This window comes from Geobacter sulfurreducens PCA (assembly GCF_000007985.2).
GTDB classification, from domain to species: Bacteria; Desulfobacterota; Desulfuromonadia; order Geobacterales; family Geobacteraceae; genus Geobacter; species Geobacter sulfurreducens.
Genome location: NC_002939.5, coordinates 2,123,251 through 2,145,471 on the forward strand (window position 1 = coordinate 2,123,251; position 22,221 = coordinate 2,145,471).

15 protein-coding genes and 4 riboswitches are annotated in these 22,221 nt (G+C 54.4%); of the genes, 1 reads left to right on the plus strand and 14 read right to left on the minus strand.

The window, feature by feature from the left end; all coding sequences use genetic code 11:
* Nucleotides 1-3: 3 nt before the first annotated feature.
* The 8 genes from prsR to GS_RS09795 form a co-directional block, all read right to left on the minus strand.
* Complete coding sequence (prsR, locus tag GS_RS09760; protein WP_010942585.1) at nt 4-1,371, minus strand: PEP-CTERM-box response regulator transcription factor; 1,368 nt, start codon at nt 1,369-1,371, stop codon at nt 4-6.
* Nucleotides 1,372-1,387: 16 nt separating this feature from the next.
* A complete protein-coding gene (gene prsK, locus GS_RS09765; protein WP_010942586.1) occupies nt 1,388-3,424 on the minus strand; it encodes an XrtA/PEP-CTERM system histidine kinase PrsK in 2,037 nt (678 codons plus the stop codon).
* A 7-nt stretch (nt 3,425-3,431) separates the two neighbouring features.
* A complete protein-coding gene (locus GS_RS09770) occupies nt 3,432-4,718 on the minus strand; it encodes a nucleotide sugar dehydrogenase (RefSeq protein WP_010942587.1) in 1,287 nt (428 codons plus the stop codon).
* Nucleotides 4,719-4,951: 233 nt separating this feature from the next.
* On the minus strand, nt 4,952-5,524 hold the full coding sequence (locus GS_RS09775) for a PEP-CTERM sorting domain-containing protein (protein WP_010942588.1): 573 nt from the start codon (nt 5,522-5,524) through the stop codon (nt 4,952-4,954).
* Between the two features lie 187 nt (nt 5,525-5,711).
* Nucleotides 5,712-6,431, minus strand: a complete 720-nt coding sequence (locus GS_RS09780; RefSeq protein ID WP_010942589.1) for a PEP-CTERM sorting domain-containing protein — start codon at nt 6,429-6,431, stop codon at nt 5,712-5,714.
* 381 nt (nt 6,432-6,812) lie between these two features.
* Nucleotides 6,813-9,956: an Ig-like domain-containing protein gene (locus GS_RS09785; RefSeq protein WP_010942590.1), complete on the minus strand. Its 3,144-nt coding sequence runs from the start codon at nt 9,954-9,956 to the stop codon at nt 6,813-6,815.
* Nucleotides 9,957-10,084: 128 nt separating this feature from the next.
* Nucleotides 10,085-10,175, minus strand: a riboswitch (cyclic di-GMP riboswitch).
* 189 nt (nt 10,176-10,364) lie between these two features.
* A riboswitch (cyclic di-GMP riboswitch) is annotated at nt 10,365-10,441 on the minus strand.
* A gap of 178 nt (nt 10,442-10,619) precedes the next feature.
* Complete coding sequence (locus GS_RS09790) at nt 10,620-11,585, minus strand: hypothetical protein (RefSeq protein ID WP_010942591.1); 966 nt, start codon at nt 11,583-11,585, stop codon at nt 10,620-10,622.
* A 35-nt stretch (nt 11,586-11,620) separates the two neighbouring features.
* Nucleotides 11,621-12,700: an IPT/TIG domain-containing protein gene (locus GS_RS09795; RefSeq protein WP_010942592.1), complete on the minus strand. Its 1,080-nt coding sequence runs from the start codon at nt 12,698-12,700 to the stop codon at nt 11,621-11,623.
* 121 nt (nt 12,701-12,821) lie between these two features.
* Nucleotides 12,822-12,913: riboswitch (cyclic di-GMP riboswitch) on the minus strand.
* Nucleotides 12,914-13,046: 133 nt separating this feature from the next.
* A riboswitch (cyclic di-GMP riboswitch) is annotated at nt 13,047-13,123 on the minus strand.
* A 302-nt stretch (nt 13,124-13,425) separates the two neighbouring features.
* On the opposite strand from GS_RS09795, the gene GS_RS09800 reads away from it, so the two are divergent.
* On the plus strand, nt 13,426-14,100 hold the full coding sequence (locus tag GS_RS09800) for a PEP-CTERM sorting domain-containing protein (RefSeq protein ID WP_010942593.1): 675 nt from the start codon (nt 13,426-13,428) through the stop codon (nt 14,098-14,100).
* A 65-nt stretch (nt 14,101-14,165) separates the two neighbouring features.
* Here GS_RS09800 and GS_RS09805 read toward each other — a convergent pair whose 3' ends face one another.
* Genes GS_RS09805 through GS_RS09830 form a run of 6 tightly spaced genes read right to left on the minus strand, consistent with a single transcriptional unit; the run spans nt 14,166 to nt 22,199 of the window.
* Nucleotides 14,166-15,506 carry a phenylacetate--CoA ligase family protein gene (locus GS_RS09805; RefSeq protein WP_010942594.1) on the minus strand — a complete coding sequence of 447 codons (1,341 nt, stop codon included), beginning with the start codon at nt 15,504-15,506 and terminating at the stop codon, nt 14,166-14,168.
* Nucleotides 15,507-15,553: 47 nt separating this feature from the next.
* The gene (locus GS_RS09810; RefSeq protein WP_010942595.1) at nt 15,554-16,624 is read right to left on the minus strand and encodes a CapA family protein; all 1,071 of its coding nucleotides are present in this window, start codon (nt 16,622-16,624) and stop codon (nt 15,554-15,556) included.
* A gap of 14 nt (nt 16,625-16,638) precedes the next feature.
* Nucleotides 16,639-17,598, minus strand: coding sequence for a glycosyltransferase family protein (locus GS_RS09815; protein ID WP_010942596.1), 960 nt, complete (start codon nt 17,596-17,598; stop codon nt 16,639-16,641).
* Nucleotides 17,599-17,624: 26 nt separating this feature from the next.
* Complete coding sequence (gene asnB, locus GS_RS09820) at nt 17,625-19,460, minus strand: asparagine synthase (glutamine-hydrolyzing) (RefSeq protein ID WP_010942597.1); 1,836 nt, start codon at nt 19,458-19,460, stop codon at nt 17,625-17,627.
* 58 nt (nt 19,461-19,518) lie between these two features.
* Complete coding sequence (locus GS_RS09825; protein WP_235044859.1) at nt 19,519-20,841, minus strand: O-antigen ligase family protein; 1,323 nt, start codon at nt 20,839-20,841, stop codon at nt 19,519-19,521.
* Complete coding sequence (locus GS_RS09830) at nt 20,838-22,199, minus strand: phenylacetate--CoA ligase family protein (protein WP_010942599.1); 1,362 nt, start codon at nt 22,197-22,199, stop codon at nt 20,838-20,840. Before GS_RS09830 ends, GS_RS09825 begins: the two co-directional genes overlap by 4 nt.
* Between the last annotated feature and the right edge of the window lie 22 nt (nt 22,200-22,221).

The following is a 22,221-nucleotide window of genomic DNA, read 5'->3' on the forward strand; positions in this document are numbered from 1 at the left end:
CTCTTACCCACTTATCCCGTGTTTTTTCATCAGGTCGTAGATAGTTGGCCGGCTGATCCCCAACTCCTCGGCTGCTCGGGCAATGTTCCCCTTGCACCTTGATATGGCCTCGCGTACCATCTCACGCTCAACTCGATCCCGTGCCTCACGGAGCGATACGCCCTCCAGCGATGTGGATGCCCTCGGTATCGGCCGTTCGGTGAATCCCAGGTCATCCGGCTCGATAATCGGCGACGCTGCCATGAGCACGGCCCGCTGGACCTTGTTCTCCAACTCCCGCACGTTGCCGGGCCAGGCGTAGGCTTCGAGATATTCACGCGATGTTGAGCTGAACCCCTTGGTCTTCTTGCGCAACTCAATCGAAAATCGTTTCAGGAACAGATTCGCCAGGAGCATTACATCTTCTCCCCGGCTTCTGAGGGGAGGCAGGGTGATGGAAACCACACCGATCCGGTAGAACAGGTCTTCCCTGAAGGTCCCCTCGGCCATGGAGCGGGCGATGTCAACATTAGTGGCAGCCACGATCCGGGCATCAACGGCGATGTCCTCCCTGCCGCCGACCCGCTGGATAACCTTCTCCTGCAGAAAACGTAAAAGCTTTACCTGAAGATTAAGCGGTAACTCTCCGATTTCGTCGAGGAACAGGGTCCCTTTGTGGGCGTACTCGACCTTCCCCAGCACTCGATTGAGGGCGCCGGTGAACGCCCCCTTCTCGTGTCCGAAGAGCTCCGCCTCCAGAAGGTTTTCAGGGATGGCGCCACAGTTGATGGGAATAAACGGCCCGTCCTTGCGCAGACTCATGGCGTGGATCGCCCGGGCCACCAGTTCCTTGCCCGTGCCGCTCTCGCCGTGGATCAGTACCGAGATATCGGAAGCCGCTACCTTGCGGATTGTGGAAAATACCTGCTGCATCTCGGGACATTGGCCGACAAACCCCCTGAATTCAGTGGAGCCGCCGTCCAGCGCACTCTGGAGGCGCCGATTCTCCTCCTCCAACGTCTGAAGGTGGAACGCCCGCTTCACGATCACCTTCAACTCGTCGAGATTGATCGGTTTCTGATAAAAATCGTAGGCCCCCAGTTGAACCGCCTTGACCGCGTTTTCCCTGCCATCGTTGCCGGTAATGACGATTACCTTCACATCGGGAGCGATGCGCAGCATCTCCTCCAGACAGCGGAACCCCTCCTCGGAGCTATCCTCATGGGGTGGCAGCCCCAGGTCAAGGGTAACCACCGTCGGCCGCTGTTTGCGAAAAACATCAATGGCCTCCCGGGCATCGGCCGCCAGGAACAGCGTGTACTCCTTGCCGATGCCCCATTTCAGCTGTTTGCGAATATCTTCGTTGTCGTCGACGATCAGCAGTTTTTCCATGGAATCTCCTACCCCCTTACAACCACACCGTAAACATCGCACCCTGTCCGGGCGTACTCTCCACGTCTATTCTCCCGCCGTGTGCCTCCACGATCCGGCGACACTGGTAGAGCCCGATGCCGAGCCCTTTCTTCTTGGTGGTCCTGAAGGGCGAGAACAGGTGGGCACGAAACGCATCGGGGATACCGCAGCCGGCATCGGTCACGCGGATGTAAGGGGCGGTGCCGCAGCCCACCTCCACCGCCACCGGCCCCTTCCCTTCCGTGGCCTCCAAGGCGTTCACCACCAGGTTCACGACCACTTTCTGGATCTCCTCGCGGTCGACCCGGGCGGAAACAGCAGATCCGCCGACACTGATGCTGCCCCGGCCGCCGGCAAGCCCCGCGCTCTCCTCGGCAAGTCGAAGGAGATCGACCTCTTCGAAACAGAGGGACTGCTTCTCAGGCAGGCCGCGCAACCGGGCTATGAGCAGCTTCATCCGGTTCACCGTATTGCCGAGGGTGCCGAGCATGTCTTCCTGGAATTCGGCATCGGCGATATGGTCACGGGCGTTGTCCACGGTAAGCGACAGGGTATAGACCAGGTTTTTGAGGTCATGGATGATAAACGTCGATACCCGCCCCATCACTTCCAGTTCCCGGGCGCTTGCCAGTTCCTCGGAGAGGCGCAGGTTCATGAGGGCCGATGCGGCCTGGCGAGCCATGGTCTTCATCAGGTCGTAATCTTCGTAGTGATAGAACTCTCCCTCATGCACGGGTCGTCCCAGGGCAACGATCCCCTCAAGCCCCTCGCCGGACGACAGAGGGATGAGGAATACGACGTTGTTCTCCCGCACAAACTCACCGGCACCGGAGAACTCCTCAGGGTTTGCCTCGCGGAGATTGACGATCCAGCCCTCATCCGCCATCCGGCGCACCGGAGGATCGTTAGATGAGAAAAATGCACCGGCCAGCGCCTGCTCCCGAGCGACGGCCCAGCGGAATAAGCCGTCGTCTCCGCTTTTAAGGAAAAGAACTCCGCTGTTCATGCCGAAAACCCCGCTGTAGCCGGCGAGGATTGCCTCCATGAGACCGTCAGAGCTGCGGGCAGAGGCCAACAGGTCGGTGAAGTGGAGCCACTGGGTCTGGTAATCGTACTTGCTCCGGTAAAAATTCTTGTGAATGAAGACCCGGACCCTGCGGCGCAGGGTCTCTGACAAGAGAATGACCACCAGGGCAATGCCCATGCAGAACAGGGCGGCAATGGCCATTGCCTTGGGGAAGCCTTCCCCGAAGTAGCGCAACCCCTCCCCCATCACCCCCACGGCAACCAGGTACAGCCCTACGGCAACCAGCACCACCGACTTGTAGGCCATGTTCCGCGAGACCGCGATTCGCACGCCGCTGCCCCGTGCGAGGAGCGAATAGAGCATCATGGCAGCGGCAAGGGCAAGAATCAGGGATCGTACCGGCAACAGCCCCATGTTGAGAGAGCGATGGAGCAGCCCCTGGCTGTAGTAGAGCACCAGAAGCGCAAGGTAACTGGTCGCGCCGATGAAATCGAATTTGATTCGCCAGCGCTCCAGGAGAGAGGCATGAGAATACGTCCCCTCCAGATTGACGAGGGAAATCACAGCAAAGAGAAGCAGGCCGAGATAAAAGTAGTAGCCGTGAACCGTCAGAAACAGGACCCGCTCCGTGGCGAAATCCGGTGAATAGAAGAAAACCTCCGGCGGCAGCAGCAGAGCGGCCAGTGGGAACGCAGCCGTAGCGGCCAGGAAAAACCGCTGCAACCGGGGCACAGCAGATGTCGCAGTCCGCCGGGAGTGGGTGAGGCTATAGGTAAGCCAAGCCGCAGGCAAAAGGGATTCGACCCCCAGAACCCACCGTTTCCATTCAAACAGTCGATCCGGGTCGAGCATTACGACAAGGTCCAAGACTTCGAGAGCCGAAGCCGCCGTCAGGGCGGCAACTGTCGCGCAGACTGAAAGGGTAAGCCCCTGACGGCGGATGGTGACTCCGATTACGGCCAGGGAGAGCAGTACCGCCGCCGCTGAAAGGACCAACTGCATCATGACCGGCTCAGAGCCTCCAGAAGCGGATTCCCGCCTGCCGCAGCATGTTCTGGTCGTACATACCCTTAACGTCCATGAGAACCGGGGGGTGCCCCATCAATCGAAGCAAGTCATCCCCGGCCAGGGACCGGAACTGACGGTGTGCCACAGCGGCAACCACCGCAGCTGCAGGCTCCAGACCATCTGCCGGCACAAGCGTCACCCCGTATTCATGCAGGGCCTCGTTGGGGTCGGCCAAGGGGTCGTAGACCTGAACCTTCACACCATACTCCTCAAGTTCGCGGATAATGTCGATCACTCGGGAATTGCGCAGGTCAGGGCAATCCTCCTTGAAGGTGAGGCCGAGCACCGTCACCCTGGCTCCCAGAACCGGGTGTCCGGCCAGGATCATCTCTTTCACCGTCTTCTGGGCCACGAATTTGCCCATACCGTCGTTGATCCTGCGGCCCGCCAGGATCACCTGGGGGATGTAACCGATCTTCTCCGCCTTGTGGGTCAGATAGTACGGATCCACACCGATGCAATGCCCTCCCACGAGCCCCGGCTTGAACCTGAGGAAGTTCCACTTGGTTCCGGCCGCCTCCAGCACCTCGCTAGTGTCGATGCCCAGCCGGTCGAAAATCAGGGCCAACTCGTTCATGAGGGCGATGTTCAGGTCCCGTTGTGTGTTCTCAATCACCTTGGCCGCTTCGGCCACCTTGATGCTCGACGCCCGGTGAACCCCCGCCGTCACCACTGATTCATACACTCGGGCAACTACGTCGAGTGTCGCAGCATCCTGCCCCGACACTACTTTGGTGATCTTCGTGAAAGTATGCTCCCTGTCGCCCGGATTGATCCGCTCAGGGCTGTAGCCCACGGTGAAATCGGTGCCGCAGCGCAGTCCCGACACCCGTTCCAGGATCGGCACGCACTCGTCCTCAGTGACACCGGGATACACTGTGGACTCGTACACCACGATGTCGCCCTGCTTCAGGGCCTTACCCACCGTTTCCGACGCCTTCAGCATCAGGGTAAGGTCGGGCTGATTCGCTTCATCGATGGGAGTCGGCACCGCCACGATGTGAAAATCCGCCAGACGGAGTTCCTCGATGCGGTCGGTGAAAAGGATGTTCGCTGCGGCCAGGGCCTCAGCAGTCACCTCGCCGGTTCGATCGATCCCCTGCTTGAGCTCGGCGATGCGGCCGGCATTGATGTCGAATCCGACAGTCCGACGGACACGGCCGAAGGCAACCGCCACGGGGAGTCCCACGTAGCCGAGTCCGATAACGGAAATGGTGCGGTCAGCGGTCATTGAGCGCTCCTTTTGCTCGATCCCATGAATCACGTGCAGTTCCAAGGTTATCTTCTACCAACTGTCGATAAAATTTACACCAAATCTTGTGCAGGCACAAGGAGGGTATGTAATTACTTTACAAAATACCTACGGTTGTGGGCGTTATGGGTGGGACTCCGGGGGAAAAAGAAAAGGCGGTGCCGAAGCACCGCCTCCCTGGGAACTCTGGAAAGGGTTATCAGTCCGGGTTACTATTGTCGCTTCATACGCCTGCGGCTGTACGCTCCGAGCCCCAACAGGCCGGCGCCCAGCAGAACGATCGTCCCTGGTTCGGGAACGGGAGCCGACTCAGGCTCGTAGGTGATGGTCAGATCCGAGCGGGTGATGTAGAAGTCTCCCAGCAGCGATGCGAGCTTCACGTTAAACTCCCCGTCTTTGAGGAATTCCACATTCACATTATACCCATAGGCGCCGGTGTTCACTCCGCCAAGGGCCCAGGAACCATCCTCGGCATAGCCGAAGGCGAGTTCCCAGGTAAGAGGGTTGAGCAGTTTGTCGGCATCGTCGTCAAGGAGGGTAAGAGTCAGTCTGCCACTCAATATCTGCTGGGCCGGCGGCGTAAAGGTGAATTGATGCTTCCAGGCGACGTAATCCCCGGTGCCTTCAAGGAAGTTCACACTACTCCCCCCATAGCTCACCAAATCCTGGGCGGCGAGGGTTCCTGTAGAAGTGAAAAGCGTGGTGTCCGTAAAGGTAAGCGGCGAGGCCTGGGCTACGCCTCCCATGAGAAGCAGCCCTGCCACCAAACCTATCAATTTTTTCATGTATATCTCCTTGTGGTTCGTCACCTGCGTGATGATATTCAGTCATTAAATTCAATTTTCAAACCAATCCATTCATCACTGCAAATTCAACGCATTACATTCAATCGCCAGAATATATTTTTGTTCAAAATGTAAACTAATTCGACAAGATCGTCGATCACTCATACACCCCTAGCGATAGTTGGCCTCAACCTTTATTCTGCTTGCGGCAGCATGCGGTTACCCCCCACAGCCCTGCAAGGCCGAAGGCGATAAGCAACCCCGTCCCCGGTTCCGGCACCACCCCAACGATAACCGGCGAGCTTGTTTGCTGCAGATACTCAATCTGTCCGACGAAATTCCAGGGTTCTCCTTCGAAGAGCCCATGAACCCCAAAAAACTTTTGTATGGTGAATGCGTCGAGATTGAGCCAATAATCCATTGCTCCACCTGGCCCCTGAAGCAACAGATTTGCAGCGGTATTAGTTGTATCCGACAGAATGCTTGGCCAATATGTGGACTCGTAAAGAAGCAATTGGTTGTTTTCCAGCTTTCCGGCAAAGACACCAAAAACCGGAGCATTCGAAACAATGGCTAGACTATCGAAACCAAGAACATCAGGGGTGGATACACCTAATTGAGCCTGAGTCTTATCGACAAGCACGGTCCAACCTTGTCCAAGTCCCGTGATATATTCATACAGGACAGCGACTTCAAAGTTCACAGGCTGCGGGTTGCTACCTAAGCTGTCATAGGTGAACGAACCAATGAAGGGACTGCCGACCTGCACCTGGACCTCAGAGAACTCAAAGGCACCCATGGTGCTACTGGTTACCTTGCCGCCAAACAGATAGGTCAATGGAGCTGCGTGAACGCCGACCGATGTGAGGGATAGGAATGTCACGAGGAGAAAAACGAGTACCTTCATGGCCAACCTCCTTAAATGCCTGTGGAGAGGGATCTCCACCGTTTGTGTGTGCATGCGAATGCATCACTAACGGCACATAAAAGAAGACCATTTAGAGGCTATTGCGAGAAATCAAAGCACGTACCTTGCTCTAAGCATGCCCACTAATGATGAACAGCATAATACGTACCACCTTACAACCGACTGTTTTGCAAACAATATCAGTGACGACATGTGCAATATCCCAAAAAATTGTCAGATATCTCGACGCTCTTAGTCATCTTGGAATCACTATAATCTTGATCCGTCAACGGGACGAAAAAAGCCGCCTCCCCCGGCAGAGCGGGAAAGGCGGCTTCGTTTCAGGACCTCCGCACAGCGGGGTCCCCGATCAGGGATCGGTTACCAGGTCGTCAGACCAACCGCCCGGCGCAGAAGAATCAGTACATCGTTGATGTCAATCTTGCCGTTGCCGACCGGCTTGGAGGTAACCGGATCGACCGGCGCCACATCACCCATGCTCTGCACTGTCGAGGTCAACAGGGTGGGATCCGCGACCGCCTTGAGAACGATGAGCGCGTCATTGGCCGTAATCGCTCCGTCGCCATCCACATCGCCCTTGATGATCACGATGTTATTGACGGTTACGGTTACGGCGGTCGAAACCTTCGAGTTGCCGGCCGCATCATAGGCCTTGGCGGTCAGGCTGTAGACGCCGTTAGCAACGGTGGAGGTATCCCAGCTGTAGCTGTAGGGAGAGGTCGTATCCGTGCTCGCGAGGACATTGTTGACGTAGAATTCGACTTTGGCAACTGCCAGGTTGTCCGTTGCGGTGGCATTGACGGAGACGACACCGCTTACCGTTGCGCCGCTGGTCGGGGCCGACAGTGACACGGTCGGCGCGGTTGCATCGTTGGCGACCTTCACCGTCACGGTTGTCTCGCCGATATTGCCTGCCGCATCATAGGCCTTGGCGGTCAGGGTATGGGTGCCATCACTTACGGAGGTCGTGTTGAGGCTGTAGGTAAAGGGCGAGCTCGTGTCGGTGCGCTTGAGCACGTTGTCCAGGTAGAACTCGACCTTGGTCACCTTCACGTTGTCCGATGCACTGGCGCTGACGGTAATGCTTCCTTTGACGGTCGCGTTATTGGCCGGAGAAGTGATCGATACGGTCGGCGCAGTGGTGTCGCCGATCTGGTTGTTCACCGTTACCGATACGGAGGTAGATTGGCCGATGTTGCCGGCAGCGTCATAGGCCTTGGCAGTCAGGGTGTAGGTGCCGTTGGCCGAGGTCGTGGTGTTCCAGCTGTAGCTGTAAGGGGCGGTTGTCACCGTGGAAGCGACCGTGCCGTTCACCATGAATTCCACCTTGGTCACGCCCACGTTGTCAGAGGCTGTTGCGCTGACGGTCACCGTTCCGCTCACGGTCGCACCATTAGCCGGGGCACTCACCGCCACCGTCGGAGCAGCAGTATCGGACGGCAGATTGTAGGTTACCACCAGTTTCGGCCGCAGATTGGTATCGGACGCCTCGCTGGAAGCGAAGAGCCTGTAGCTGTCAACGGCGGCCTTGTTGGAGGAGTTGAGCAGAACACCCCTGTTGGCGGCCGGCGTCGCCAGCCAGGTCTTGACCAGATTGGTTATATTCCAGGCTTTATAACCAACGGTCTTGTCAACCAGAGGTGCATCAACCGGCGTGTCGATATCGGACTGGGCCAGGGGCACCCCGCCGTAAGCCACACTGCTCGCGGTCCAGGCATTGGTCCCGTCGTAGGTATTGCCAGTGCTTGAAGCGACAACCGGGTTCTTGTTGATGATGGCGGAGACCGGAATTTCGTAAGCGTCGTCACCACCGCCTTCAGTCAGGTAGAGGTAGAGCGTGGCGCTCTGGATCTCGGCATTGGCAGGCAGTGCGGAAACGTCCCACTTCATCACGACTGCGTTGGCCGGCGTGGCAGCGGGCCAGGTATAGGTGCTGAGGCTTACGCCGGTGGCGTTCACGTCGTCGTTGATATTCAGGAAGGTGTCTTCCACGGTATTCGGGAAATTGGCGCCAAAGGCATTACCGAAGATGGCCGTGTTGCTTCCCGACGGGGGAGTCGTCACATTGTTCACGCTCACGGTTACGCTGCTCGACTGCCCCACATTGCCCGCCGCGTCATAAGCCTTGGCGGTCAGGGAGTAGCTGCCGTTGACCGTGGAGGTGGTATCCCAGCTGTAGTTGTAGGGAGACGTCGTATCCGACCCTTTGAGCACGTTGTTCACATAGAATTCGACCTTGCTCACACCGACGTTGTCCGACGCCGTGGCGGCCATACTCACCGTACCGGTCACGGTTGCACCATTGGCGGGGGAGCTCACGGCAACGGTCGGAACCGTGGTATCGGCGACCGTATTGCTTACGGTGACCGTAACCGAGGAAGACTGACCAACGTTGCCCGCCGCGTCATAAGCCTTGGCGGTCAGGGAGTAGCTGCCGTTGGCCGTGGAGGTGGTATCCCAGCTGTAGTTGTAGGGAGACGTCGTATCCGACCCCTTGAGCACGTTGTTCACATAGAATTCGACCTTGCTCACACCGACGTTGTCCGACGCCGTGGCGGCCATGCTCACCGTACCGGTCACGGTCGCGCCATTGGCGGGGGAGCTCACGGCAACGGTCGGAACCGTGGTGTCGGCGACCGTATTGCTTACGGTGACTGCCACCGAGGAAGACTGACCAACGTTGCCCGCCGCGTCATAAGCCTTGGCCTGGAGGGTGTACGACCCGTTGGCATACGACGAGGTGTTCCAGGTTATCGAGTAGGGAGCCGAACCGTAGGTCGCGTAAAGGGAACCATTAACATAGAGCTCCACCTTTGACACGCCCATGGCGTCGGTGGCGGAAACGTTTACCGTAACGGTTCCCGACACGGTTGAACTGCTGGTCGGAGAGGTAATGGAAGCCGTAGGAGCCGTCGTATCATTTACCACTGTCACGGAAAACGCCGTGGACTGTCCCACGTTCCCGGCGGCGTCGTACGCTTTGGCCTGGAGAGTGTGAGTGCCGGCGGAAAGCTGGGTGGTGTTCAGGCTCACACTGTACGGAGATGAGGTGTCGGTTCCTTTGAGGACGCCGTCCACATAGAGTTCAACCGATGTGACGCCCACATTGTCAGTGGCGCTGATGGCAACGCTGGTGGTACCGGAGATGGACGAGCCCGAGGCGGGGGATGTAATCGAAACGGTGGGGGCAGTTGCTTCGGCCGCGCTTACGATATTTGAGTAGGTGCTTTCAGTGCCGGTGGCATCGTAGGCGGTGACGGCGAAATAATAGGTCTTGCTCGGGTCGAGACCGGTGAGAGTGGTGGAGGTCACTTTGCCGACCGTTCCGGTCCCGCTGAAGGGAGGGCCTGCCGAGTCGGCGTTGTAGTAGACCTTGTAGCCGGCAACGGTCGTTTCAGTGTTTGCATCCCACTGCAGGGTCACGTCCCGGGCCTGGCTGGCTGCCACCATGGTAAAACTGAGCAGCCAGGCAAGAATAAGAGTTGTTAGCGTGCGGGTTTTCATAAACGGGCTCCTTTGTACTTCTTTCGGCGTCCGCTTCTCCTTTTCCTGCCCGCGCCTTTCGAGTCGCGAGCACAAAAAAGAGAAACAGCCCGCCTTAGTCTTTTGATGGACTAATGAGGAACCTGTTTCTCGCCAACCCGGCTATCCTGAAAACCCTAGGACATTTCAGGACCCGTAGCTTTGTGTCCCCAGGTTACCCTGGGTTTACCCCTTCGGAAACAGTACTGCTTGATTATTCCTTTTGTTGGTATTATCGGCCCTGTTTTGCAGAACCGTTGTGACTCGTATCACCAAAACCGGCCATGTCGCAAAAAAGATTCAACCACATGATTTACCGTCTATTTTCGTTGCGGTTGGCTTCCCGAAAAAAAACAAAAAAAAGCCGGGGCCGTATACCATTTCAGGCATTTCGGCAACCCGGCTGTCTCTGTGAGACCCTGTAGGCTTTCCGCCCCATCCTCGCGGATGGTTGAGTATTATCGTGTACCGCCTATTCAATTTTCAGCTGCTGTTGATACACCCCTTTGTCCCCCCTGTCAACCTTTTTAACCTTGGGGGGCGCTAAAGAATTCAACAGCATATGCACCGAACGACCTCCCGGTGCGTGCATCAGGGGGGGCGTTCACTCCTCGAAACCCTCATCGTGTTGAGGGCATCAGCCTGTTAGGGCACGACCTTGAAAATCCTGAGATTCTTCGGCGCCGACAAAACTTCCGGCGGCACCGATCCGCAGCCAATGGGCTGGGTCGATACGACTACGTTATCGATAAGCTCTCCGACGGTTGAATGGGTACCGTCATGATGATAAAGGCTCAACCAGAGATTCCGGATTTTGAGGGACGATGTGGTTCTGATCCACAGATCCTGATAGTCACCCAGCAGCTTTGAATCCAGCCAAGTCGCCAGGCGACCGTCCGCTCCCACCCCCGTAGTGGTTGGCGTGCCCATATCGAGCATTTGCTCGACGCAGTACCACTGCCCCGCCACCAAGTTAGGAAGGGATTCTGTCGGACGATGCTGCGGTTGTTTGCAGTAATATGCCCCGCTGTCGTAGACGCAGGGCAATGAGTCGCCCCAGCAATTGCCAGACGGATTGGAGCAGTCCTGGTACATGCCCCGGTAGTAGCTGTAGGCATAGGGCGTTGCAGGACCTTCCATGTACTGCACGAAAAAGCCGGCCCAGTCACTACCGGTTGGCCTGATGCCGGATGCTCCGACCAGATTCCGGTCTCCAGCCGCCAAACCACCGCCGTGATTACGGGCACTGAAGTTGAACCCTGGTTCATACATGAAGTACCAGCGAGCATAGAGTTTGTCATACCCGGAAGATAGGACTTTAAACAGATCGGATCCCCCGCCCTGCCCTGCAGGCACCCGCAAACGGATTGCCCGGTTCGCAGGATCACCTGCTGGTCCCGTGTTGGTCACAATAAGGTTTTCCGTGTCAGGATTGCCGTCGTAGTCGCTGAAGTTGGCCTTGGGATTAGTTCCCTCGAAATCCTCGCAAAAAACTGTTCCTGCAGGGGGATTCGAGCATTCGTTCCGCGAGATGCCTGCCGACGCCATGCCGGCGGCGAGCAACAAAAAGGCTGAAACGAGGCAACCTGTTCTCGTGAATGAAAGTTCCATGCGCTTCACTCCGGCTCCCATAGAGACTGTTCGAATCAGTTAACAACCTTGAGACCACTGGGAGGCGCTATTGTTGCGGTTCCCCCACCCGAGCTGGTACCAAACGTAATCTGCTTGCTGGCGCTGGGACTACCATTGGCATCAACCACATAGAGATACGCCGTAGAGTTGGTGGGAAAACTTCCTTGGTTAACCGTAACCTGCAACTGCCCGTCAGTCCAGGTATTGGTGGGAATCTGCATTTCGCATTTAGTTGCACTGGAGAAGTTGGCATTGTCACATATCATGACACGAGAGAAGGTGTTATCAACATATATGTCGTCCATCCACGAAGTGATTGCTGGTGGAGAGTTTCCGCCAGCATCCCACCCAATCATCCAAACATAGTCAAAGTTAAACGCTGCACAATTAGCCCAAGAAGAATTGTTAGCTAAATATTTGCCATTTATTTTAAGCGAATACGTTCTGCTAGCACCATCAATCATTACTTCGTGAAAGTTCCATTGGCCAACATTGCCATTCCAATTAGCCCAGCCTTCGTTATTACAATAACCTGTATCGCTTCTATAAATATAATTGTGCATCTGGGTCCATGACATGGTTTTGTTAGACACATCAGAGCTACTGGACAATCTTATAAACTTACTGGAATGATCACCTGATACTGGATTGGTTCCAGGCTTCCACCACCAAGAGACATAGATTTTATTAGTTCCAGCAATTCGCCGACCCTCCAGTAATCCCTGGGTTGTACTTGTGGCTCTGTAAGTCGCTGTGCTCAACCCACGCTGTTCGCTGGCCGTAGTTGAATACTTTACACAAGCGCCGCCATCCCAGGTGCATTGTGTTTCCCAAGGCTTACCTGACCCAGTCGGGACAGTTGCCCCATTGGCAAGTCCCGAATACGCTGATTGGTTTTCCACGGTATCCCAGAACTGGGGCGCCACCGTAGTCTTTGCGCCAAATCCGCTACCCGAGATGGTAACTACTTGGCCATTGGAGAGCGTTGAGTTACTCACCGATGTAATCGACGGGGCAGCGAGAGCGCCGAGCGGAACCAGAAGTGGAATGAGGAGTGACGGGACTAACGCCTGAAGAGTCCTCTTGGTTTTCATGTTTAACTACCTCCCTGCTACTCAATAGTTTACTCGTTTTCCCGGCGTACACCGAGACTTTTCCCAACAAAAAACAGCCCCCCGCGGCAATGGTACGACTTGTCGACAGATGGGCTGTTTCTTCGCCAACCCGGCCATCCTGAAATACCTAGGACGATTTCAGGACCCGTGGCTTTGTGTCACCAGGTTACCCTGGTTTTACCTCTTCGGAAACAGAGCGAATATTTTTTTATTTGTTTATACTTTCGTCCACCTGCTAAAAATTAAATGTGATTCGTGTCACCAAAGCCCCATTTGACCTATCAGACAAAAAAAATGCCGGGAGCCGCTACCCATGAACTGGTATTTCGGCAACCCGGCTGTCTCGTGGAGACCCTATAGGCTTTCCGCCCCATTCTCGCGAATGGTTTAGTATTATCGTCTACCGCCTGCTTTGTGCTTTTAGTACATGAGTTGACGGTTCAAGTCAACACATAACAATTTCATTGTAATAATTTTAATAGATTATTAAGCTGCATATACACAATATACCTCCCCGATCGACTGCATCATCGGGTGTCGGTGAAATTTACATGTGCATGTAAAGAAAATTTGAAAAATTTCAAGCAACTACCTACAACGCTCTGAATTACGGGGTATAATAACAGCGGAACGTAATCGTTTTTACGGTACACAAATTGCTAATACCCTATACATACTCAAAAGATACATGAGGAGGGTCAACAATGATACCCCCAGGCAAGTTATCTCTTATTATGCTTTTAACATTGTTACTGGCGGGGCCTTCCGCGTGGAGCTACCCCGTGCAATACACGTTGGATGGGTACGTAATTCAGGGCCCCGGCATTGATGATTCGGCAGGCTTTCTTGACAATATGGGGATTACCGTGGGAAGTCATGTTTCCTACACCGTTGTCATAGACCTGGATGCCAGAGGGACGGTGTTAATGAGTGACGGCACCGTAACCGAGCGGACAGACCCGTATGGTAGAGGGACATTCTATGCTCACTACGCCGGGGGCTCGACCATCACTTCTGACAATTATCTGAGCTCATACAATGGAATATCCGAAAACAACTATGGCGGGAACAAGTGGTTGACCAGCACCTTTTCTGAACGCTGGCTCAGTGTGAGCAGTGGAAACAACTATCTTTCGTTCTACGACATGCTGCTGCAACCGGATGCCCTCGGGGGGTGGTCGGCAAGTTCCGCTCGCGCTTTCGGGGCCGGCACCATGCGCAACACCATTTTCGACGAGTTCGGTAACAGTTCCAAATTCTACTTCCTGGCTCAAATAACGAACGCAGAAACCGTTCCCGTGCCCGAACCATCAACCTTCGCACTTCTTGGGGCCGGACTTGCCGGAATTATCCTTCTCAGAAGAAAGAAGTACTTTTAACTACTAGTTCGGCACAACCTGAATCATGGCCAGAAACAGGTCATGGGGTGGAATATTTTATCCCTTCACCTGCCGACTTTCGACACGACGAATCGACGTTTGTTCGATCTTTCAAGCGGTATTTCGTCCACCAGCTTCATGTCTATGACCAGTTCCGGATCACCTTTTTCAAGGATTTCGGACTTGAGGCTAGTCCAGTGTTCGGGCTTGAAATCCGGTCGAGGCACGATCAAAACGGTGATCCGGGCCCGTTCCTCCTGAATGACCTTGAACGTATCAATGGACTTGTAGTACTCGAATATCCCCGTAAAAAAATGCACGATCAGCCGGTTGCCCCGCGGCGTCACAACCACATCGGTGTCACGTCCCTCAACCTTGGCGAGCAGTTCGAACCCCCGCCCGCACGGGCAGGTTTCACCGGCGCTTTTAACGCCAAGGTCTCCCACGCGGTATCGTATCAGTGGCATGGCGCCGGGGTGCAGGCGAGTCAGCACAATGTTCCCCACCTGACCGGGAGGCACTGGGTTGCCCTCATCATCCACCACCTCCAGCGCCACATGGGGCATGAAGATGTGGTATGCACCGTCGCTTCTTCCACACTGGGCGGCGATCTGGATGCCCTCTCCGCAACCGTATGTGTCGGTAACGCGGCATTTAAACGCGCTTTCGACCCTCTCGCGATAATGGGCATAGAGATTGTCGCCCCACGAAACGATTCCGGTCAGGGGCCTGTTGAATCCCACCTCCAACGCTCTCGTGGCCACGCAATAAAGGCTGCCGGCATACCCCATGACGTAGTCCAACTTTTTGCTGTCGATGAGGTCCAGGTACCTATCCAGTACCCGATCCGACAAATCAAAGGCAGAGGCGTATTCTACTCTCAGAAGGATGTCCTTCAGCTTCTTGACCGCTCCCCTCTCCAGGGTCATGCCGGTCTGGAGGAACGGGTCACCGATGTTCCAGCCCGAGTAGTTGGCCCTGAGAAACATCAGTGCCCGGGCCATGCTCATCGTTTCGTTATCCACCCGAACGGCAAAGGGGCTTCCCGATGAGCCGCTGGTACAATACTCGCGCCAGGGCCACCCGGTATCCCTGGTGCATGAATGGGGATAAGCTTCCCTGAGCATGTCCTTTGTCACCATCGGCAGCAAAGACAGATCTTCAGCCTTGAGGACGCCGGCGATGTTCACCCCGTGCCTGTCATAGAGTTCGCGATAAAAGGGTATGTCTGCATAGGCGGTCCGGACAGTCTCGCGCACCAGTTCGTCTTGGCGGCGCTGAAGCTCTTCCCTGCCCAACCACTGCATGTCACTGTACAGACGGTAATAATGCATGGTGCAGTTCCGGGTCGCATAATCTGCAAGGGGCAACAACACATTCTCGCACATGGCTGTATATATCGACATCAAGGGACTCCCTTAGTGGCTGGGTTAAATATTCTTTTTAAGCGACATCATGACTGATGGTTTGCGGTGAGGCGGCTCTTGATGGCACCCTCAAGCATAGACCGCCATACCCCCGCCCTGTATTTCCCGCAGTTACGAAGCATGTGCAAAAGGGTCAGCACCTGGTGGCGGCGCAGCGCATGCCGCGCCAGACGGTCATAGGAACTGCCACTCAGTTTTGAGTACAGTTGCTTGTACGTATCGAACGGATCGGGAACCGTACCGTCAAAGTCGGGGAAGTAATCGTCTCCGATCCTTCCGTGCACAATCTCCCATTTCGAGATTGCACCGTCAGTGAACTCCACGTAAAGATAGCCCGTTTTACGGGTGCTTTCGTTCCAGATCATATCGCAGATGAAGTTACCCAGACTATAGGCGATCAGGCCGCTGCCATACTCCTCAACCTCCCGCATGACATGGGGGTGGTGCCCCACGACCACCTTCGCCCCCGCATCGATCATCCTTCGCGCAATCCGCTTTTCGTCTTCACTGGGGATCTCGATGAACTCGTCCCCCCAGTGCAGGGAAACGCAGACGATCGGATGTGCTTTCGCCGCCTCGGCTATCTCCCCATAGCAGTTCGCTTCGTCGAATTCGCGGTACGGTGGTTTATCGGAGAATCCCTGGCGGGGCCGTGCTGACCAGCCGAGAAAGCATACGGAGCGGTCGCCGGTTCCGACTATATTTGAACTGCCACCATTGCGCCCCAGCCCCACGATGCCGATCCCTTTGTCGGCAAGCACCTTCAGAGTCTTGTCGAATGGATCAATCCCATGCTGGTAAATGTGGTTATTGGCGATATTGACGGCATTGAAACCCGCCTGCTCCAGAAAGTCGGCATATGCCGCTATCCCCCTGCAGTTGAGCTCCTCGTGCGACGCGGCCGTCAACTCGGCAGTCCCGAGCGTGAACTCCAGATTGCCGAACAGGATGTCGTGTTCGCAGCCTCTCCGGAACAGCGCGTGTGCCTTATCCGGTGGAACGCCGTCGCGGTACCTGGAATAGAAACCGAACCCGACTGATTTCGGGTGATCCCCAAGAGCGATATCGCCGACAAAGATGCACTTAATGGGCTTCATGGCAACTCCCCGGATTATCGGTCCATCCCCAGTGTCGTTCTGAGCACATCCCGTCGTTCATTCTGCGTTCGTACAGCTCGCCCTTTCCACTCCCGGATATTATCCCTCAGGCGGAAACGGTCCCGATACGCTTCCCTTATCGCCTCAGCGATACTGGAGCTATCGTGTGCGGTGAACACCGTTCCCTGATTGAAATATTCCCGCAAACAGGCCCTGTCGGACGTGACCAGCGGCCGTTCAGCAGCCATGGCTTCGTAGGCACCGCATACGAGACAGTTCTCGTGCTCCGTCAGATCGAGAACGATATCCGACTGGTAAAGCCTCTCATAAAAGTGCTGTTCCGGCACAAATCCCAGGAAGCTCACATGGGGGTAATCGGACGGATCAATGCCGACCTTGGCGTAATTGCCGGAGACATAAAATCTGAAGTTTTCGGCAGAAAGCTCACGGGCAGCCTCGAAAGCCGACTCGTACGGTTCGTCAATGTCAAAGGAACAGATAAAAAAGACCGACCTATCCTCAGGGGCGGCACCAGAATCATAGCGGGCCAGGTCGGGCAGCGGGTCCTCGCATACCAGCGCCTGCCCACCGATGGATTCCACATGGGCGGCATGGTCCCGATTGGTAACGATGACCAGATCCGCCGATCTGTTGCAGAGATCGAGAGCTTTCTGAAACAGATAATTGCCGTTGTACGCGATGACGCCCCCGAAGTGGGCATCGGTGACAAACCTATACCCGAACAACACCCGAGCCAGCAACAGCAGGTAGTTCAGGACGATGGAAGGGTTCTGGGCGAACACCACATCGGGCTTTTCCCTGCGGACCGCGGCTATGGTGTTGTATGCGCAAAAGAGATAGCGCCGCAATCTCGCACCGCTGTGAGCAATAACATGAAGTTCCGCACCAAGCATGGCAGCCATCGATTTGTTGCGTATCTGATGTTCCCAGGTAATCCAAACAGCTTTTTTCATTCAGTGGCCCCGCAGCTCATAATTCCTTACTTGAAAAATTGTTCCCGCCAGATTGCATAATTGACCAGGGGCCATAACACATCGCCATGGTTATATCTTCGGCTCGCATGCTCCGCAATCAACTGCTCAATCCGCGGTCTGCTGACGCCGTTGATGCCACGGGCGGTATCGAGGAGAAGATCAAGGTACCTGCCCAAACCGCTATGGTCACGCAGCCATTCGTCCACGGGCACACCGAAGCCGACCTTTTTCTTGTAGACGATCTTTCGGGATATATGCCTTTCCGCAACCTTCTTGAACACGTGCTTGGGAGTGAAGTGCCGGACTTTGTACTGATACGGAATTGTGTTGGCCACGTCCAGCATCTCGTTGTCAAGGACCGGGACCCTGGACTCAACTGAGGCGGCCATGCTCATCTTGTCCTGCCGCATCAGAATCGGCTGAAGATAGGACTTCTGTTCATAGAGGAGCAGATTGTCGAAAAGACTCAACTCATCGTTCCAGACGCTGTCCACCAGGGCGGATCGGGCATCGAGAGTGACATCGCCGGAATCCAGCAGCCAGGAAACCTTCTCCTTAGTGGTAAAGGATGAATTCCACAAGGCCAGTTCACGGGCACCAAGACCGAGGTTGTCGACTATTTTGACGATCTTTCGTGCAGGAACGCCCTTCAGGACCGACTTCACCAGCGAAGCAACACTCGGATTCAACTTGTTATATGCATCGCCGAACCTGCAAATCTGATAACGGGGATAACCGGCAAAAAGTTCATCGGCCCCTTCGCCGGTCAGCAGGACCGTCACAAACTGTCGTGCATACGTGCACAGCAGGTACATATGCACGGAGTTGGCATGACAGAGGGGCTCGTCGTGATACCAGATAACCTTGGGCAGAGTGTCGGCAAAGGTCTTGCCGTCGACTCTGATCTGGTGATACTCAAGCCCCGCCGAATCCGCCAGCAGCCGTGCATAGGCTGACTCGTCATAGGCACTTTCGAAAAAACTGACCGTAAAGGTCTTCAGTCCGGGTGAGTATCCAGCAGCCAGTTTGCTGACAAGACTCGAATCGACCCCCCCGCTTAGTTGAGTGCCAAGGGGAACGTCCGTCATCATCTGGCGCTGCACCGATGCTGTCAACGCGGCATCAACCGTCTCGACGAGATCTCCGTCTTGAGCATAGTTCAACACGTACTTGGATAAATCCCAGAATTTTTCGAACGTACAACCGTTAGGAGAAATTTTGATATACGTGCCCGGCTCAAGGGCGTTGACGGAAGAGAAGAACGTCCTGAAATTTGCAACATACCTGAAACAAAGGTATTCCGCCAGGCAGTCATTAGCCTCCTCGGTTACAACCTCGCCAGACGCCAGAATACCCTTTATCTCCGAACCGAAAATAATGGCTTCCTTGTTGAGATGATAGTAGAGGGGCTTGATGCCGACCCTGTCTCTCGCAATGAACATGACGTCGTTGCGTGTGTCGTAGAGACAGAATGCAAACATACCGTTGAGCTTGCTTATGAACTCGATCCCGTATTCTTCGTACAGGTGAATAATTACTTCACAATCACTCCGCGTGGAAAACACGTGGCCCTTGCTTTCCAGAAACGGAACGAATTCCTTGTAATTGTATATCTCCCCATTGGCAAGCAGGACGATGGTTTTTGTTTCATTATAAAGTGGCTGATGGCCTGAAACCGTATCAATAATACTCAGTCTCTGAAACCCGAGCGCAGCCCTCCCATTTATGTATTTCCCCGAGGAATCAGGACCCCGATGGTAAATTGCCTGCATCATTGCATCTATATCACTGCTGTCACCGGCATTTTTATTAAAATAATATTTACCTACAATTCCGCACATTATAGTTTCCTTGAATCATTCATGTTATATTTCTTGTCGTCATAACCACAAATTTAAATTAAAATTTAACAAAGTTACTTTCAATTTTATTGAACATAGAATGGAGTGAGAAAGTCATTCCTATAGCAAACCACCAGTAAATCTCATAAAGATCCATTCCGAACAAACCAAGAGTGAGTCTTATAATCAAAAATCCTATAATTGATGAGGCAACAGCTTCTATAAAACAGAGGTCTTCTTTAATTCTGGCCGAACCGCCATTAACACCTAACTGATATAAACTATGTTTACTTTTAGTTCGGATATAATTCAAAATGCTAAGCATTTTATATATCATAAGCCCTACAACGATCAGCCCCTGTATTCCTAGATTAGTAGCTATTTCAAGATACAGGTTATGTGTATCCTGCGATCTGCCGAAATGCTCCGCTCTCACCTTGGGGAACGCCGCGACACCAACGCCGAATGGATAATCCGTGAAGATTTCCCACGCATCTTCGAGTATTTGTATTCTTGCTTCGCTTGACCGCCCCTCCTTTTCCTCAAGGGTGAAGATGGATTTGAATCTATCCTGATAATCAGACGGAATCAGCGGTACGGACAGTGCTAAGACCAACACAATGTAACCAATAAACTTCCTCTTGTAGTTCGAGGTGTAAAATGCAAACGCAACAAATGCCAATATACCTAAGTATGCCGTCCTGGAGCCAGTATACAGCACAATATGCAGCGAGAGGCCGGCAAGTGCCAACAAAACAGCCTTGATATATTTGTTGCTCAGCGGCCAGAGAAAATAGACAAAGGGCAGCGTTCCGAGCGCCATACCGGCAAAGGAGTTTGGGTGGGCATAGAGGGGAGTTGAACCATGGAGACGTGGAATTCCCTGATTTTCCCAGATCAACCCACCCGATATTCGCCCAACAAATCCTTCCTGTCCCATCTTCAGGCAAGCCAAGAGGAATGCCCCCAGGAAATACTTCATGTTATTCGGGCTGCGCACAAATGAAACGATGAAAAACGCCATGAAGGCAAATTTGACAATCCGGTCGACAAATACGTCCCACGATCTGGCAAAATCATGAGAAAATGGTACTTGAATAACTATCACCAGAAAGTACAACAAAACATACGGGAGAAGAGGACACTTAGTGTCGACCTTTGGCGTCGCCAGAAATGCCAGCGCTGTCAACACCAACGCGTAAATAAACTCGAACCTTATGTCACCAAGGGCTGGAATCCTGTAGCCTAGCTGCAGATACCACGTAAGTACATAACCGCAGAACAGCAACAGCAGCGTTTTACCAACATACGGGTATTCGACCGGACGGTTGTCCGTATATTCCCCACTCGGCCCAATGGCCGACCGGCGGTCTAATGTCATATCCTGCATATTGAAAACCGATACTTTCCTGAAGCTTCAGGCAGGATGGCTTCGACGGCCGTGACTTCTATCTTTGTCTGTCCGCCAAAAAGCTCCTTGAAGTAGTCATGTAGTTCACGCCGTGTAGCATCATTGAACTCAGCGCCGGGCACCACCCTGACAACGAGCGAATCTACAGCCTCCTGCACAAGTTGCATCTGATCGATCCCCGGAATCTTCGTCAGGGTGTTTTCGATCAATGACACCCCCGCCACTCGCGACCCGTCGCTCTTCACCAGGAAATCGGCCACCCTCCCGGTAACGCTCTCCATGAGAGGAAGTCCCCGACCACAACTGCATTTTCTATCTGTCGGCACTCCGACATCCTCAACCCGATAGCGGATAAACGGCATTGCCCGATTCATCAGGTCGGTCACAACGATAGCACCCGGTTCTCCGGAGGCCGCAGGGCTGCCGTCATCGCGAACGAACTCGATATAAAGGTGCTCGATATTCAGATGCATCCCCTCGTGCTTCTCACACTCGGAGGCGATCAAGCTGACTTCCTCACACCCGTAGCGGTCCGTCACCTTGATGCCGAACACCGACTCAATGGTCCTGCGTTCATGGGGCATAAGCATCATCGACGTCGACAGAATTCCAGTCGGACGTATGCCGGAAAGTTTCAGGTCTCTAACGTACTGAGCCAGTACATAGATGGAATGGGCGTGCCCGAACAACAACGTAGGACGGACCCGCTTCCATTCGTCGGCAAAGCGCACGATCGCCTCTTCCGATATGCACATGGTATCCAGGTAGATCATCGGAGAAACGAGCCAATCCCTGAGTTTCTGTTTCACACCGTGCGGCAGATAGGGATTACCCCACACGGCTGCAATCGGCTCCCCCGACTTCCAGCCGGTCCAGAGGTCGTGACGCCGCGCGCAGGAGTTTCTCAACTCACTGCACTCTTCGGTAACATAGATATCGAGCGATTTGCCCGTTGAGCCGCCGGTCTTGAAATTGAGCAACTCCCCACGGTCAAATCCGCGGCTGATCATATCGGCTGTATGAGAGCGAATGTCAGCCTTGGTAAGTATCGGAATTTTTGCAATACAGTCATCAGTGTCCAGCATGCCGGGCGTTACGCCGGCACTCTCGAATCTGGAGCGGTAAAATGCGTTGTTTTCCCAAGCATACCGGAGAAGATCACGCAATCTTCGCCGTTGCCTTTCACGCAGCACCGTTTCAGGCAGATACTGCGTCTGTTCAAGGGTTATCCAGTAGTCCAGAAATGGACTGCCAGCCCTCAAATAATAGAGAGGCTCGAACACAGCACGTCTAAGCCATGACAATCCATTTCCATTTAGCGCCATCATAGAGCTAGCCACCGCATCAAGT